The sequence below is a fragment of the Kitasatospora sp. NPDC059327 genome (assembly GCF_042752535.1).
In the GTDB taxonomy this organism is placed as follows: domain Bacteria; phylum Actinomycetota; class Actinomycetes; order Streptomycetales; family Streptomycetaceae; genus Kitasatospora.
In genome coordinates, this window is the sequence record NZ_JBHYYB010000057.1 from 1 (window position 1) to 13210 (window position 13210).

At 74.4% G+C, this 13210-nt stretch carries 11 protein-coding genes; 4 read left to right on the top strand and 7 right to left on the bottom strand.

Features of this window, described 5'->3' with window-relative positions; all coding sequences use genetic code 11:
- Positions 1 to 184: 184 nt before the first annotated feature.
- On the bottom strand, positions 185 to 2488 hold the full coding sequence (locus ACFXHB_RS28710) for a glycosyl hydrolase family 18 protein (protein WP_380577569.1): 2304 nt from the start codon (positions 2486 to 2488) through the stop codon (positions 185 to 187).
- Between the two features lie 277 nt (positions 2489 to 2765).
- Positions 2766 to 3758 carry an ArsR family transcriptional regulator gene (locus tag ACFXHB_RS28715; protein ID WP_380577570.1) on the bottom strand — a complete coding sequence of 331 codons (993 nt, stop codon included), beginning with the start codon at positions 3756 to 3758 and terminating at the stop codon, positions 2766 to 2768.
- An 80-nt stretch (positions 3759 to 3838) separates the two neighbouring features.
- Between ACFXHB_RS28715 and ACFXHB_RS28720 the strand changes: the two genes are divergently transcribed.
- Positions 3839 to 5257, top strand: a complete 1419-nt coding sequence (locus ACFXHB_RS28720) for an MFS transporter (protein WP_380577571.1) — start codon at positions 3839 to 3841, stop codon at positions 5255 to 5257.
- Between the two features lie 42 nt (positions 5258 to 5299).
- Here ACFXHB_RS28720 and ACFXHB_RS28725 read toward each other — a convergent pair whose 3' ends face one another.
- Positions 5300 to 5713 (bottom strand): RidA family protein, encoded by a 414-nt coding sequence (locus tag ACFXHB_RS28725; RefSeq protein ID WP_380577572.1) that lies wholly within the window; start codon positions 5711 to 5713, stop codon positions 5300 to 5302.
- A gap of 358 nt (positions 5714 to 6071) precedes the next feature.
- On the opposite strand from ACFXHB_RS28725, the gene ACFXHB_RS28730 reads away from it, so the two are divergent.
- Positions 6072 to 6845 carry an enoyl-CoA hydratase family protein gene (locus ACFXHB_RS28730; protein ID WP_380577573.1) on the top strand — a complete coding sequence of 258 codons (774 nt, stop codon included), beginning with the start codon at positions 6072 to 6074 and terminating at the stop codon, positions 6843 to 6845.
- Positions 6846 to 6857: 12 nt separating this feature from the next.
- Here ACFXHB_RS28730 and ACFXHB_RS28735 read toward each other — a convergent pair whose 3' ends face one another.
- Positions 6858 to 7649 (bottom strand): maleylpyruvate isomerase N-terminal domain-containing protein, encoded by a 792-nt coding sequence (locus ACFXHB_RS28735; protein ID WP_380577574.1) that lies wholly within the window; start codon positions 7647 to 7649, stop codon positions 6858 to 6860.
- 118 nt (positions 7650 to 7767) lie between these two features.
- On the opposite strand from ACFXHB_RS28735, the gene ACFXHB_RS28740 reads away from it, so the two are divergent.
- Complete coding sequence (locus ACFXHB_RS28740; protein ID WP_380577575.1) at positions 7768 to 8526, top strand: acyltransferase; 759 nt, start codon at positions 7768 to 7770, stop codon at positions 8524 to 8526.
- Between the two features lie 137 nt (positions 8527 to 8663).
- On the opposite strand, the gene ACFXHB_RS28745 is transcribed toward ACFXHB_RS28740, so the two are convergent.
- Positions 8664 to 9941, bottom strand: a complete 1278-nt coding sequence (locus ACFXHB_RS28745; protein WP_380577576.1) for a PucR family transcriptional regulator — start codon at positions 9939 to 9941, stop codon at positions 8664 to 8666.
- 186 nt (positions 9942 to 10127) lie between these two features.
- On the opposite strand from ACFXHB_RS28745, the gene ACFXHB_RS28750 reads away from it, so the two are divergent.
- A complete protein-coding gene (locus tag ACFXHB_RS28750; RefSeq protein WP_380577616.1) occupies positions 10128 to 11024 on the top strand; it encodes an esterase/lipase family protein in 897 nt (298 codons plus the stop codon).
- A gap of 120 nt (positions 11025 to 11144) precedes the next feature.
- On the opposite strand, the gene ACFXHB_RS28755 is transcribed toward ACFXHB_RS28750, so the two are convergent.
- Positions 11145 to 11750, bottom strand: coding sequence for a HutD family protein (locus ACFXHB_RS28755; protein ID WP_380577577.1), 606 nt, complete (start codon positions 11748 to 11750; stop codon positions 11145 to 11147).
- A 98-nt stretch (positions 11751 to 11848) separates the two neighbouring features.
- Positions 11849 to 13117: an MFS transporter gene (locus ACFXHB_RS28760; RefSeq protein WP_380577578.1), complete on the bottom strand. Its 1269-nt coding sequence runs from the start codon at positions 13115 to 13117 to the stop codon at positions 11849 to 11851.
- Between the last annotated feature and the right edge of the window lie 93 nt (positions 13118 to 13210).

The following is a 13210-nucleotide window of genomic DNA, read 5'->3' on the forward strand; positions in this document are numbered from 1 at the left end:
CCCGGGCGCCCCGGACGCTGACCTCGTTGGCCTCGGGGACGCGGCCGGGGGCGCCCGCGGACCGCCCGACGTCGGTCGGTCCGCGGGAGCCCGTTCGGCAGGGTCACCCCGGGGGATCCCGGTCACCCGGGAGCGGAGTCACTCCTGGGGCGGGGTCACTCCTGGGGTGGGGTCACTCCGGAGCTCACTTCAACCCCGTGTCGAGCGCCGTGATGAGGGCGCCGTTCGGGGTGTCGCCGGTCATCTCCCAGATCATGGCGCCGAGCAGGTTCTTCGACTTCAGGTAGGTCGTCTTCTGGCCGATCGACCAGGCGTCGTCGAAGGTCCACCACTGTCCGCCCGCGCCGGTGTAGCCGTACGTGGCGATGGACTGGGTGTCGTGGTGGACGGTGAGGTTGGGGAAGGTGGTGATCAGGTTGTTGTACCCGCGGGTGCCGGCCTCCTCGGCGAACTGGCCGGGTGCCGCGCCGGTCGCGCTCTGCCACTCGCCCGCTGCGCCGCCGTCCGCCACGCCCTGCCAGCCGCGCCCGTAGAACGGGAAGCCGATGGTGAGCTTGCGCGGATTGACCCCGGCGGAGAGGTAGGCCTGGACCGCCGCGTCCACGCTGAAGTGGAACGGGTACGGGTCCTGGGCGTCGGCGTACAGGTTGGCCTGGTGGCCGGCCCGGTTGGGCTCCCAGGAGTTGTCGCTGCCGGCGCCGTGGAAGTCGTAGCCCTGGACGTTGGCGATGTCCAGGTAGGTGAAGATCTTCGACAGGTCCCAGCCCTGGTTGATCTTGACCGGGTCGGCCGGGGTGAAGGCGGTCAGCAGCTTGTGGGAGCCGCCGAGCGCGTCGAGCTGCTTGCGGAACTCGGCGAGCAGCAGGGTCAGGTTGTCCTTGTCGTTGGCGCTGTAGTGGTTCCCGGCGTGGCCGTCGGCCGAGCCGGGCCACTCCCAGTCGAGGTCGATGCCGTCGAAGATCCCGGCCGCCACGCCGTCACCGCCGGCGCCGTTGTAGAGCGGCAGATTGCCCTTGATCCACACGTCGAGGCAGGACTTGACCAACTTCTGCCGGGAGGCGTCGGTCGCCGCCGCGTCCGAGAAGTACTTGGAGTACGTCCAGCCGCCGAGCGAGACGACCACCTTGAGGTTCGGGTACTTGGCCTTGAGCTTCTTCAACTGGTTGAGGTTGCCGCGCAGTTTGCCCCAGCCGTCGTCGGCCACGCCGTCCACGGACTGCGCCGCGCTCATCGGGCGGGCGTAGTCGGCGTCGGCGTCACCCGCGCCGGTGCCCTGGTCCGGGTCCTGCGGGTTCGCCGTGGTGCCCTTGGTGACCCCCGCCAGGCAGGTCAGGTTGACCGGGTCGATGTTCTCGAAGGCGTAGTTGATGACGTCGAGCTTGGCCGCGCTGCCCGAGGTGTCGAGGTTCTTGACGAAGTACTGGCGGCCGTAGATGCCCCACTGGGTGAAGTAGCCGACCCGGGCGTACTTGCCGGCCCCGACCAGGTCCGCGGTGGTGACGGCGAGCGGCGCGGAGGCGGGCGAGGCGTTGTCGGCGCCGTCCCGGGCCTTCACCGTGAAGGTGTAACCCGTCGACGGCGAAAGCCCGTTGACGTTGGCGGTCAGGGTGGATCCGGTCACCGTCCGTACCAGCGCGGTGCCCTGGTAGACGTCGTAGGCGGCCACCCGCAGATTGTCGGTGGCGGCGTTCCAGGCCAGCGTCACATCGGAGGAGTTCACCGCCGTGGCCCGCAGGTTGGTGGGCGCGGTGGGCGGGACGGGGTCGGTCGCCGGATCGAAGGTGGCGGCCGTGACGGGCGCGCTCAGCGGTCCGGTGTTGCCCCGGGTGTCCTTGGCACGCACGGTCAGGGTGTACGAGGTGGCCGGGGTGAGCCCGGTGACCACGGTGTCGGTGGTGGTGCTCGTGGCCAGCACGACGGCGCCGTTCAGCACCTCGTAGGAGGCGACCGGGAAGTCCCCGCCGGTGGCGGCCGGCCACTTCAGCGCGAGGCTGTGCGCGGTCGACTCGGTGACCGCCGGGGTGCCGGGCGCGGACGGCAGGACGTCCGAACTCCCGTCGCACTTGTCCCCGTTGATCCGGCAGCCGGTCGGCGTGCTGATCGGACCGTTGGCGACGAACCAGAAGCTGTACGGCTCGGTGGTGCCGTGCGCGGGGACGCTCGCGTTGTAGAAGGCGTTGGTGGCGGTGACATGGCGGCCGGTGGTGGTCGCGGTGCCGTTGTAGCTGCTCTGGATGGTCACGCCGGCCGGCAGGTCGAACTCCAGCGTCCAGCCGGACACGGCGGCGGCGTTGTCGTTGCGGACGATGTAGGTGCCCTTCCACCAGGAGCCGTTGTCGGCGGTGGTGAAGGTGGCGGTCAGCTTGCCGGCCGCGTTCGCCGGGGTGGCCAGCGCGGTGAGCGCGGCCAGCGGGAGGAGCAGGGCGGAGAGCAGCGTCAGCAGTCTGCTGCGCGCTCGCGGGCGTCGGGCCCGGGGTCGAGCGGACATGGTTCTCCCTGTGACTGTGGGGGTTGAACAGGGTGACGTAGAACCGTACGGGTGGTGCGTGGTCCACGGTGCGTGGTCCATGGCGCCTGACCTGCGGTGCGTGACCGGTGCTGCCGTGGCCGGTGGTGCGTGGCCTGTGCCGCCGCGGCCTGTGGTGCGTGGCCGATCGGTGCCCGTGCCGTGGGGGGACGGGGCCATGGGCACTGTAGGAGGACTGGACCAATGCGTCAACAGGTCTGTACCAATTGGGAGTTGACGCGGGGATGGCGAAGGGGCGCTACGCCCGGCGCGGGTGGCCGGTCAGCTCGTCGCCGAGCGGGCTGCGGCGGTAGAGCACCGAGCGGCCGTGCCGGGCCCGGGTGACCAGGCCGGTCCGGTGCAGCACCGCCAGGTGCTGGCTGACGGCGCCCGGCGTGACACCCAGGTGGTAGGCCAGCTCGGTGGTGGAGGCCGGATCGGTGAGCAGCCCCAGCAGCCGGGCCTTCGGCGCGCCCAGCAGCAGCTCCAGTGCGCGCGCGGTGACCGGTGCGGCCGGCCGGGCCAGCCCCGCCCGGCCGCGCGCCGGGTAACTGATCTGCGGCGGACGGTCGTGGCTGATCATCGTGATCGCGCCCCGGGCGAAGAACGTCGGGACCAGGACCAACCCGCGCCCGTCCACGGTGATCTCGCCGTCCCAGTCCGTCCAGCGGCGGTTGATCGAGAGCACCCCGTCCGCCCAGTGCAGCCGGTGGTCCAGGTCGGCGAAGAGCGCCGCAGCGCCCTGCTGCGCCAGCACCCGCGCCCGGTACACCAGGTCCGCCTCCAGGACCGCGCGGGCCCGCGGCCACCAGTCGGGGGCCAGACAGACCTCCCAGTACTCCTCCAGCGCGTCGGCGATCCGGGCCAGCAACCGGGCCGGGTCGGCCAGTCCGGCCGCCAGCGGGGCGGGCAGCGGCCGGCCGTGCGGCAGGAAGGTCTGCTCCAGCTCGGGGCGCAGCTGCTCGGGCGGCAGCGCCCGGACCACGGCCAGCTCGGCCCGGATGTCGGCCGCGGGGCCGGCCGGGCGGGGGGTCAGGAAGTCGGGGATCCACCGGTTGGGGGCGACCAGCGAGAGCAGCAGCGTGGAGTCCAGCCGCGCGAAGCTCGGCCGCAGCCGTTCGAAGGCGGCGGACTGCAGCGGGTAGACGCCCGGGTGGGTCCACATCCGCAGGCTGAGCGCGGCCTCCTGGATCGGGGAGCAGGCGAACCAGGTGGTCGCGAGATCGGTGAGATCCAGCCTGAATCGGTGCATCTCTCCCCCTGCTGTCCAGCTGCTTTGAGGCAGAGCCTAAATCAGTACTGGGAGGAGGGGGAACGCGGTGGGATCAAGGCATGAGCACCTCACCGGCGCAGTCCGCCGTGTCTCCGCCCTCCGTCGGCCTGCCCGGCGCGTCCGGTCCGTCCGGCGTGTCCGGTCCCGCCGGTTCCGACGGCCCGCCCGCCGACGGCCCGGCCCCGGGCCCGCGGCTGCTGCACCCCGACCCGATGGTGCGCCGGCTCGCCGGGATCACCCTCGTCAACACCGTCGGCAGCGGGCTCTCGCTCGCCGTCGGGGTGCTCTTCTTCACTCGCGTCCTCGGCCTGAGCGCCGCTCAGCTCGGCTTCGGGCTCACCGCCGCCGGCCTCTGCGGGGTCGCCGCCAGCGTGCCGGCCGGGCGGGCCGCCGACCGCTGGGGGGCACGGCCGGTGCTCGTGGTGCTGATCGCGGTGAACGCGCTGGGCACCGCCGGCTACGCCCTGGTGCACAGCTTCCCGGCCTTCGTGGCGTTGGCGTGCGTGGTGAGCGCCGTCGACCGCGGCGCGGCCGCCGTGCGCAACGCGCTCTACGCCGAGGTGCTGCCCGCCGACCGCCGGGTGGCGGGCCGGGCCTACCTGCGGGTGGTGACGAACGTCGGCATCTGCCTGGGTACGGCGCTCGGCGCCGTCGCCCTGCAGGTGGACAGCCGGCCGGCCTATCTGGCGGCGATCCTGGCCGACGCCGCCTCCTACCTGGTGGTCGCGGTGCTGTTCCACCGGCTGGCCGTCCCGGCGGCGGGCCGATCGGCGACGCCGAGCGGGGCGGCGGGGCGGCCCGGGGACGCCGGGAAGGTCGGGGACGCCGGAGCTGCCGGGGCCGGTACGGACGGGCTGCCCGGCCGGCGGCGCAATCCCGCCCTGCGGGACGGCCCCTTCCTGCTGGTGACGGTGCTGAACGCGCTGCTCTGCCTGCAGTTCGCGATGCTGGAGGTCGGTGTGCCGCTCTGGGTGGTCCAGCACACCGAGGCACCCCGGATCACGGTGGCCGGCACCCTGATCGTCAACACCCTGCTGGTGATCGCCCTGCAGGTCCGGGCCACCCGGGGCACCGAGGACCCGCTGACGGCCGCCCGGGTCTGCGGCCGGGCCGGGCTGATCCTGGCCGCCTCCTGTCTGGTTCTCGCGCTCGCCCACGGCCTGCCCGCCGTCGTCGCCGCCGTGGTGGTGCTCGCCGGGGTGGCGCTCCAGGCGTTCGGTGAGGTGCTGAGCCAGGCCGGTGGGTGGGCGCTCAGCTACGACCTGGCGGGGGAGCGCGACCACGGCGCCTACCAGGGCGTCTACAACGCCGGGTCGGCGGCCTCGCTGATGATCGGTCCGGCGGTGGTCAGCACCGCCGTGGTCGGGTGGGGACTCTTCGGCTGGGTCGCCCTCGGCGTGCTGCTCGCCGCGGCGGGCCTGGCCATGGGGCCGGCCGTCCGGTGGGCCCGGCGCAGCGGCCGGGCCACCGGCGGGTAGGCGGGCCGGTCCCGGGCGGCTGCCGGACCGGTCGCGGACCGGTCAGGTGGCGGGGACGACGGCGAGCGCCTCGATCTCGATCAGTACCTCGGGCAGGAACAGCGCGGCGACCTGCACCGCCGAGCTCGCGGGCGGCGGCGTGGCACCGAGGTACTCGTCCCGGGCCTCGCGGACGGCGGGCAGGAACGCGATGTCGGTGACGAAGTAGGTCAGTTTGATCACGTCGGTGAAGTCGGCCCCGGCGGCGGCCAGGCAGCGGCTCAGGTTCTCGAACACCTGCCGCGCCTGCGCCTTGGGGTCGCCGGCTCCGACCAGCTGCCGCCGCTCGTCGAACGCGACCTGGCCGGAGACGGCCACCAGGCGGCCGGTGCCGGTGACGACCTGGGTGTAGCCGGTGCCGGGAGCGACACCGGGCGGCTCGGCGATGTGGGTGAGGTGCGGGGCTCGGGAGGTCATGGCCACCATCGTGGCTGACGGATGATCACCGCACCAGCGCCTTTCCGCCGCCGGCCGGGCCGGGTTCGCTTCCTCCACTGCCCACCGCGGACCGCCCGCCGGCGCCCGTCCGGCGGGCCGGTGTTCGCCGACCGTGTCGGCGAACAGCGGGACGGCGGCAGCGGGACGGGCGTCGGTGCCGGTGCCGGTGCCGGTGCCGCCGGGCCGGCGGTGCTCGGGGCGAAGGGGTGACGGGTCTCGCGGCGGGTGGCTCTGGCCGAGTGGTGGGTGGGCATGTCAGAGTCGTCCGGGCGCCGTCCGATCAGGGCGGACGCCGCGCAATCCGACCCACCCTCAGCCGGAAAGCAGGCCCGCACCGATGACCCGCGAAGTGCCCTTCGTCCGTGTCGCCACCACCGATGCCGTCACCACGCTGACCCTCGACTCGCCGCACAACCGCAACGCGCTCTCCACCCGGCTGATGGCCGAGCTGACCGCGGGCCTGGCCGCCGCCGCGGCCGACCCGGAGGTCCGCGCGGTGGTGCTCGGCCACACCGGCAGGGTGTTCTGCGCGGGCGCGGACCTCTCCGAGGCGACCGGCGCGGACCCGACGGTCGGCCCGCGCGGGCTGGTGGACCTCCAGCGGGCCATCGTGGACTGCGCGAAGCCGGTGATCGTGGTGATCGACGGGCACGTCCGGGCCGGTGGACTCGGGCTGGTCGGCGCGGCCGACCTGGCCCTGGCCGGGCCGGCCGCCACCTTCGCGTTCACCGAGGTCCGGCTCGGGCTGGCCCCGGCCGTCATCTCGCTGCCGCTGCGCCCCAAGCTGGACCCGCGCGCGGCCTCCCGCTACTACCTGACCGGCGAGGTCTTCGGCGCCGCCGAAGCCGCCCGGATCGGCCTGATCACCGAGGCGACGGACTCCGCGGAGTCCACCGGCACCGCGCTCAAGGGACTGCTGGACGCCCTGCGGCTCGGTTCGCCGCAGGGCCTCGCGCAGTCCAAGCGGCTGGCCAACGCCGAGGTGGTGCGCTCCTTCGAGCGTGACGCGGAGGAGCTGGTCCGGCTCTCGGCGCGGCTGTTCGGCTCGGAGGAGGCGCAGCAGGGCATGCGGGCGTTCCTGGAGAAGCGGCCCGCGCCCTGGGCGCGCTGAACCCGTCCGGGCTCAGCTCCAGCGGACGGCGGCCGTCTCCCGCCAGAGGTCCAGCAGGGCCCGGTCGCCGGTGACCTCGACCTGCTCGGCGGGCAGCCGGTTCCAGAGCAGCAGGTAGAGGTCGCGGGTCGGGCCGTCGAGGGTGAGGTCGGCCGGGCCCGTGTCCGCGTCGACCGCGCTGTCGCGGCGGACCACGGTCAGCGGCTCCGTGCTGATGGTCAGCAGCCAGGAGTCCGGGCCGTCGGCGGGCACGGCGTCGCCGGCCCGGATCAGGACGGTGCGCGGGTGCTCGCTGCGCACCCGGGAGTGGCCGCGCGACATGAATCCCTGCAGCAGCTCGTCGATCCCGTCCAGGGCGAGGCCGGGGGTCACCCGGGGGCCCACCGCTCCGGCGGCCGCGTCGGCGTCGAAGCGGTGCACCGCGGTCTCGTGCGCCTGCCGGCGGGCCCAGAACGCCAGCGGGCTCGGTGCGGGCAGGAAGCTCCAGCAGTCCAGATCGGCCGGCGCTGCCGTGAGGGCGTCCACCAGGGCGGCGTGGCCGGCGCTGAACCAGTCGACCAGGGCGGCGTCCGAGGGCTCCGGCCCCCAGGCGGCACGCTCGCCCTCGTCGTCCAGCGGGGCCCGGTGCCCGTCTCGCACCAGGGCGGTGGCCCAGCGGTGCACCTGGCCGATGTGCAGCAGGAGGTCGCGCAGCTGCCAGTCGGGGCAGGTGGGGACGGGAGCGGTGAGGTCGGTGCGGGCGGCCGCGTCGGCCAGCAGGATGCCCTCGCGGCGCAGGGCGTCGATGTGTTCGGTGATCTCCATGGTCGACGAGTGTCGCAGCACGCGCGGATTTCGGACACGGCGGGCGGGGCGGTCGCGACCGGTGTGATGTTGGCCGCCTCCTCGGTGGCGGCGTCGGGGTGGCGGGTAGCGTGGCGGCATGTCGATCACCAGTTCCCTGCTCTCCACCGTCCGGGCCGGCGGGCGGCGCGTCGCGGGCCGGCTCGTCCACCGGGGCTGGGCGTGGGTGCAGCGGGCCGGCGCGGTGTCCGAGGAGAGCCCCGGGCCGTACCGGTTCGGCGAGCTGGGCGCCGGGACGAAGCTGACCTTCCCGCTCGGCGCGATCTTCAACGAGCGGTGGATCACGATCGGCCCGTTCTCGATCATCGGTGAGCGCGTCACCATCAGCGCGGGGTTCCTGCCCGGCCTCGACCTCGGGCCGGACCCGATCGTGCGGATCGGCGGCGGCTGTGTGATCGGTCGTGACAGCCACATCGTCGGCCACCAGTCGATCGTCCTCGGTGACGACGTCTGGACCGGCCCCGGCGTCTACATATCCGACCAGGCGCACGAGTACCGGGCCACCGATCTGCCGATCGGCAAGCAGTGGCCGCGCAACGAGCCGATCGAGATCGGCGCGGGCAGCTGGATCGGCACCGGTGCGGTGATCCTGCCCGGCGCCCGGCTCGGCCGCAACGTGGTGGTCGCGGCCGGTTCGGTGGTGCGCGGTGAGGTCCCCGACCACAGCGTGGTGGCCGGCGCCCCGGCGAAGATCGTCCGCCGTTGGACGGTCGAGGAGGGGTGGCAGCCGCCGTTCCGTACCGACCCGCCCAACCCGCTCCCCGAGGGCATCACCGCCGACCAACTGCGCGCCCTCGCCGGGTGGGACCTGCGACTCCCCGGCGAGACGGGGGTGTGAGGCGGCCCGGCCGTGCGGCGGGGGCGGGGGCCGGCGCGGTCGTGCGGCGGGGACGGGGGCCGGTGCGGTCGTGCGGGGGGCGGCTTCGTGCGGGCGTGTGAGGCGGGTGCCTTCGAGCGGGCGCTGGGCACCGCCGGTCAGGCCGGCTCCTGGGCACGCTCGGCGTCCCGGGCCGCGATCGCGGCGGTGATCCGGAGCAGGTCGGCCGGCCGGGTCGGGTCGAGGCCGGTGAGGACGGCCACCCGGCGCAGCCGGTAGTCGACGGTGTTCGGGTGCAGGTGCAGGGCGCGCGCCGTGTGACGGCGGTTGAGGCCGCCGGCCAGATGGGTGCGCAGGGTGGCGAGAAGTTCGCCGCCGTCCTCCAACGGGGCGAGCAGCGAGGCGAGTCGGGATCTCGCCTGGCTGGGCCGGCTGAGCTGGTACTCCAACAGCACGTCGTCCAGCCGGTGCAGCCCGGGCGGGCGGTCGAAGGCCCGTGCCACGCCCAGCACCTCGGCGGCCAGCACGGCCGCCGCGGCCACTCCGGCGGGGGCGGTGACGGCGGCTCCGGCCTGGACGGGGACCCCGGCGGCCCGGGCCGCGCCGCTCACGGTGTCCCCGAGGTGGTGCCAGGTGCCGTCCGGGACGCCGTCCGGCCGGCAGTCCAGCGGGATCAGCACCGGACCGCCCGAGGAGGAGAGCGCCGAGAGCGCCGACTGCCGGGTGCGGTGGGCGAGTTCGGTGCGCAGTCGGCGAAGTTTGCGGTGGCCGGCCACCGTCCGGTCGACGCCGGGCGCCCGCTCGTCGGGGTGGTCGGCCACGGCGAGGCACAGGACGGCGTACGAGGACGGCAGTCGGATGCCGGCCCTGGTGGCGGCCTCCTCGGCGGGGGCGCCGTCGAGCAGGGCGGTGAGCAGGGCGTGGCGGGCGGCCTGCTGCTCGTCGGCCATGGTGCGGCGCTCCTCGACGTACCCGGCCCCGGCGGCCGAGGTGGCCTGGCGGAGCTGGTCGAGCAGCAGCCGGTTGAGGACCAGCAGGTCGGCGGCGTCGTCGTCGCGGGCGTCCCGGGTGACCAGCTCCCAGCAGACCTCCATCCCGAGGTGGTGGGCGAGCAGGACGGCGTCCAGCGGCAGCCCTTCCTCGGCGCGCCGGGCGGCGGCCTCGCGGACGGAGGTGAACTCCTCCTGGTCGGCGGGGAGTCCGGTGCGCACGGCCTGGGCGAGGGCGCGGATCCGGCGTTCGGTGACCTGGCTCAGCTCGCCCGCCACCTGCTCGTGCGGCAGACGGCGGTAGGTCGGCACCCGTGCGAGCAGGGCGGCGATGACGGTCTCGACCAACGCGGGTACGGCGCCGAGCAACCGCTGGTCGGCGGGCACGCCGCCGATCACCGGGATCCGCCAACCGGGTGCGCGGTCGGGTGAATTGTGACCGGTCACAGAAAACACCGTCCAGGTCTGGGGGACACCCAAGGGCCGGGTCGGAGGGGCGGCCGCATGATGGAGGCACTCGGGTTACCTGTTGGTAACAAACTTCCGCTGTGGAGGCAACAGTTGAGAACCCCACTTCTCCGCTTCTCCGCCGGGCCGGTCCGCCGCAGGCTCCTCGGAGCACTCGGCTCGGCCCTGTTGGCCGGCGTGCTGCTCGCCGGCGCACCCGCCACCGCCGGGTACGCCGCCGCCGGTCCGGACGCGACCCCCACCGCGTCCGGACCGACGGCCCAACTGCCGCCGGACGGGGACTCGGTGGCCTCGCCGCCGGGTGCCAACGACTGGGCCTGCAAGCCGACGGCGGCCCACCCCGCCCCGGTGGTCCTGGTGCACGGCACCTTCGCCAACCGCTACGAGAACTGGCTGGCCCTCTCGCCGCTGCTGAAGAGCCAGGGCTACTGCGTCTTCGCTCTCGACTACGGGATGGTCCCCGGCATCACCTCCTCCGGCAGCGGCCTGCTGTTGCCGATCGGCGGACTCGCCCCGGTCGCCGAATCGGCCGCCCAACTCGGGCGCTTCGTGGACCTGGTGCGCGGCGCGACCGGCGCGGCCAAGGTCGACCTGGTCGGCCACTCGCAGGGGGGCATGCTCCCGAACTACTACGTGAAGTTCCTCGGGGGCGCGGCGAAGGTCGACAAATTGATCGGCCTGGCGCCTTCCAACCACGGGACGACGCTCTCCGGGATCACCAATCTCGCGCCGTACTTCCCCGGGGTGGCGGATCTGATCTACACGGCCTGCGCGGCGTGCAAGGACCAGGTGGTGGACTCCGCCTTCAACCGGAAGATGGCCACGGTGGCGGACACCGTGCCCGGTGTCGGCTACACGGTGATCTCGACCGTGTACGACGAGGTCGTCACGCCGTACCGGACCCAGTTCCTCAACGGTCCGAACGTGAACAACGTGGTCCTGCAGGACCGTTGCCCGCTCTCGCTCGCCGAGCACGTGGCGATCGCCTTCTCGCCGACCGCGTTGCACCTGGTCACCAACGCGCTCGACCCGGCCCACGCGTCCCCGGTGTACTGCGGGTGACGCCCGGCCGCCGGCGGTGAGGACCGCGCCGGAGGCCGGTGGCTGAGCACCGCACAGGAAGTCGGCGGGTCCGACTTCCTGTGCGGTGGTGCGCCCGGGGAGAGCGGGAGCGGACGAGCGTCAGGCGGGCGACGGGCGGAAGGTGACCACGGCGGTCACCCCGTCCGGCCGCAGCTCGTACCGGCCCGGACCGTCCAGCAGGGCGGCGTCGTAGCGGCCGAGCACGGTGGCGCCGAGCACGGTGTCGGAGCTGGCGGTGTCGCCGATGACGGCTTCTCCGGCCAGGCAGACCAGCAGGACGGTGCCGTCGGCCGGGGTGCCGACGACACGCGGCGCGGAGGCGAGGGCGAGCTCGGCGGTGGTGCGCCCGCGCCGGGTCATCACGTTGAAGTCCACCACCGGACCGTCGAGCAGCCGGCAGGTGGTAGCGGCCTCGCCGGCGAACGCGAACGGGCGGAACGGGGTGTCGACGAGGTGCTCCTCGCCGTCGACGGTGAGGGCCATGCCGGGGCCGTCGACCAGGGTGATCACCCGGTCGATGCCGGGGAACGCGGAGAACGGACCGGCGGCGGCGACGTCGGCGAGGCTGACCCGCCAGTCGAAGGAGTCCAGCCCGGCACCGGCGGGGGACCCGGCGACCTCCCTGGTCACCCCGCCCCCGTTCAGCCACGCCGTCGCCGGGCGCTCGCCCGCCCGCAGTACCTGGATCCGCCCGGTCGTCGTCATGGCGGCATCCTGCCACGCGGCCGGACGGGGTGGCCGGGCGGGACGAGTCGGACCGCTCCCGTTCGGGCGGTGGGCGGGCCTGCCACCCGGGCGGGCCGTCAGCGGGTGCGGGCGGTGAGGGGGAGCAGCGCGGCGAGCAGGGCGGCGAACGCCACCGTGGTGAGGGCGAGCGGGAGGCCGACGCCGTCGGCGAGGAAGCCGATCACCGGCGGGCCGATCAGCATGCCGCCGTAGCCGAGGGTGGAGGCGAGGGCGACGCCCTGCGGGCCGCCGGCGGCGCCGGCCCGGGCGATGGCGAGCGGGAAGATGTTGGCCAGCCCGAGGCCGACCAGGACGAACCCGCTCAGCGCGAGCGGGACCGACGGTGCGAGGGCCGCGAGCAGCATGCCGGCCGCGGCGGTGAGGCCGCCGACGACCATCACCCGGGTCTGGCCCAGCCGGATGGAGAGCCAGGTGCCGGCGACCCGGCCGCTGGTCATCGCGAAGGCGTAGGCCGCGTAGCCGGCGGCGGCCGCGCCCGCACCGGCGTGGACGTCATCGGTGAGGTGCAGGGTGGTCCAGTCGGCGATGGCGCCCTCGCCGTAGGCGCAGCAGAGCGCGGTGAGGCCGAGCAGCAGGACCAGCAGCCGGGCGTGCGGCAGCCGGGTCGGCTTCCCGGTGGCCCCGGGCGAGGTGGCGGACTCGGGCGAGGTGGTGGCGGCGCTCGCGCGGCCGGGGGCGACGAGCGGGGCGGCCGGGCCGCGGAGCAGGACGACGCCCGCGCCCACCGTCACGGCCAGGCCCAGCAGGCCGCTCAGGGCGAGCGCCCACGCGGTGGTCAGGGCACCGGCGAGGAGCCCGCCGACGCCCGCGCCGACCAGGCCGCCGAGGCTGTACCCGGCGTGGAAGCTGGGCATCACCGGGCGCCGGAGCTGGGCCACCAGATCGACGGCGGCGCTGTTCATCGCGACGTTGGCGGCGCCGTACCCCGCCCCGAAGAGCAGCAGGACCCCGCCGAGCGCCGCCACCGAGTGGGCGTGGGCGGGCAGCGGGACGGCGAGGCTGAGCAGTGCCAAGGAGCCGACGGTGACCGGCCGGGAGCCGTACCGGAGGCAGAGCCGGCCGACCAGCGGCATGGTGGCGACGGCGCCGGCCGAGACGCAGAGCAGGGCGAGCCCGAGTGCGCTGTGCGAGGCGCTGACCTGGCTGCGGATGTCCGGGATGCGGACCACCCAGGCGGCGAAGAGGAAGCCGTCGACGGCGAAGAAAGCGGTGAGCGCGAGCCGTGCGGCGCCCCAAGGGGTGTCGGAGGCGACGCCGGTGCTGCGAGACTGGGGGGAGGGCCGGTCGGTTCGGTCATGGGCGCGGATTTTGTTTCGGAGCGGCACAAAGTCACAATAGGGGCGTGCAGCTCACTCCATCAAGTCCGAAGCCCGGTTCCGAGGCCGACCACGACGCCCAGCGTGACGCCCACCGCCGCT

What these genes read in the sequence shown, in the direction of transcription:
- ACFXHB_RS28710 (WP_380577569.1), bottom strand. Translation starts at nt 2,488, where the DNA reads ATGTCCGCTCGACCCCGGGCCCGACGCCCGCGAGCGCGCAGCAGACTG.
- ACFXHB_RS28715 (WP_380577570.1), bottom strand. Translation starts at nt 3,758, where the DNA reads ATGCACCGATTCAGGCTGGATCTCACCGATCTCGCGACCACCTGGTTC.
- ACFXHB_RS28720 (WP_380577571.1), top strand. Translation starts at nt 3,839, where the DNA reads ATGAGCACCTCACCGGCGCAGTCCGCCGTGTCTCCGCCCTCCGTCGGC.
- ACFXHB_RS28725 (WP_380577572.1), bottom strand. Translation starts at nt 5,713, where the DNA reads ATGACCTCCCGAGCCCCGCACCTCACCCACATCGCCGAGCCGCCCGGT.
- ACFXHB_RS28730 (WP_380577573.1), top strand. Translation starts at nt 6,072, where the DNA reads ATGACCCGCGAAGTGCCCTTCGTCCGTGTCGCCACCACCGATGCCGTC.
- ACFXHB_RS28735 (WP_380577574.1), bottom strand. Translation starts at nt 7,649, where the DNA reads ATGGAGATCACCGAACACATCGACGCCCTGCGCCGCGAGGGCATCCTG.
- ACFXHB_RS28740 (WP_380577575.1), top strand. Translation starts at nt 7,768, where the DNA reads ATGTCGATCACCAGTTCCCTGCTCTCCACCGTCCGGGCCGGCGGGCGG.
- ACFXHB_RS28755 (WP_380577577.1), bottom strand. Translation starts at nt 11,750, where the DNA reads ATGACGACGACCGGGCGGATCCAGGTACTGCGGGCGGGCGAGCGCCCG.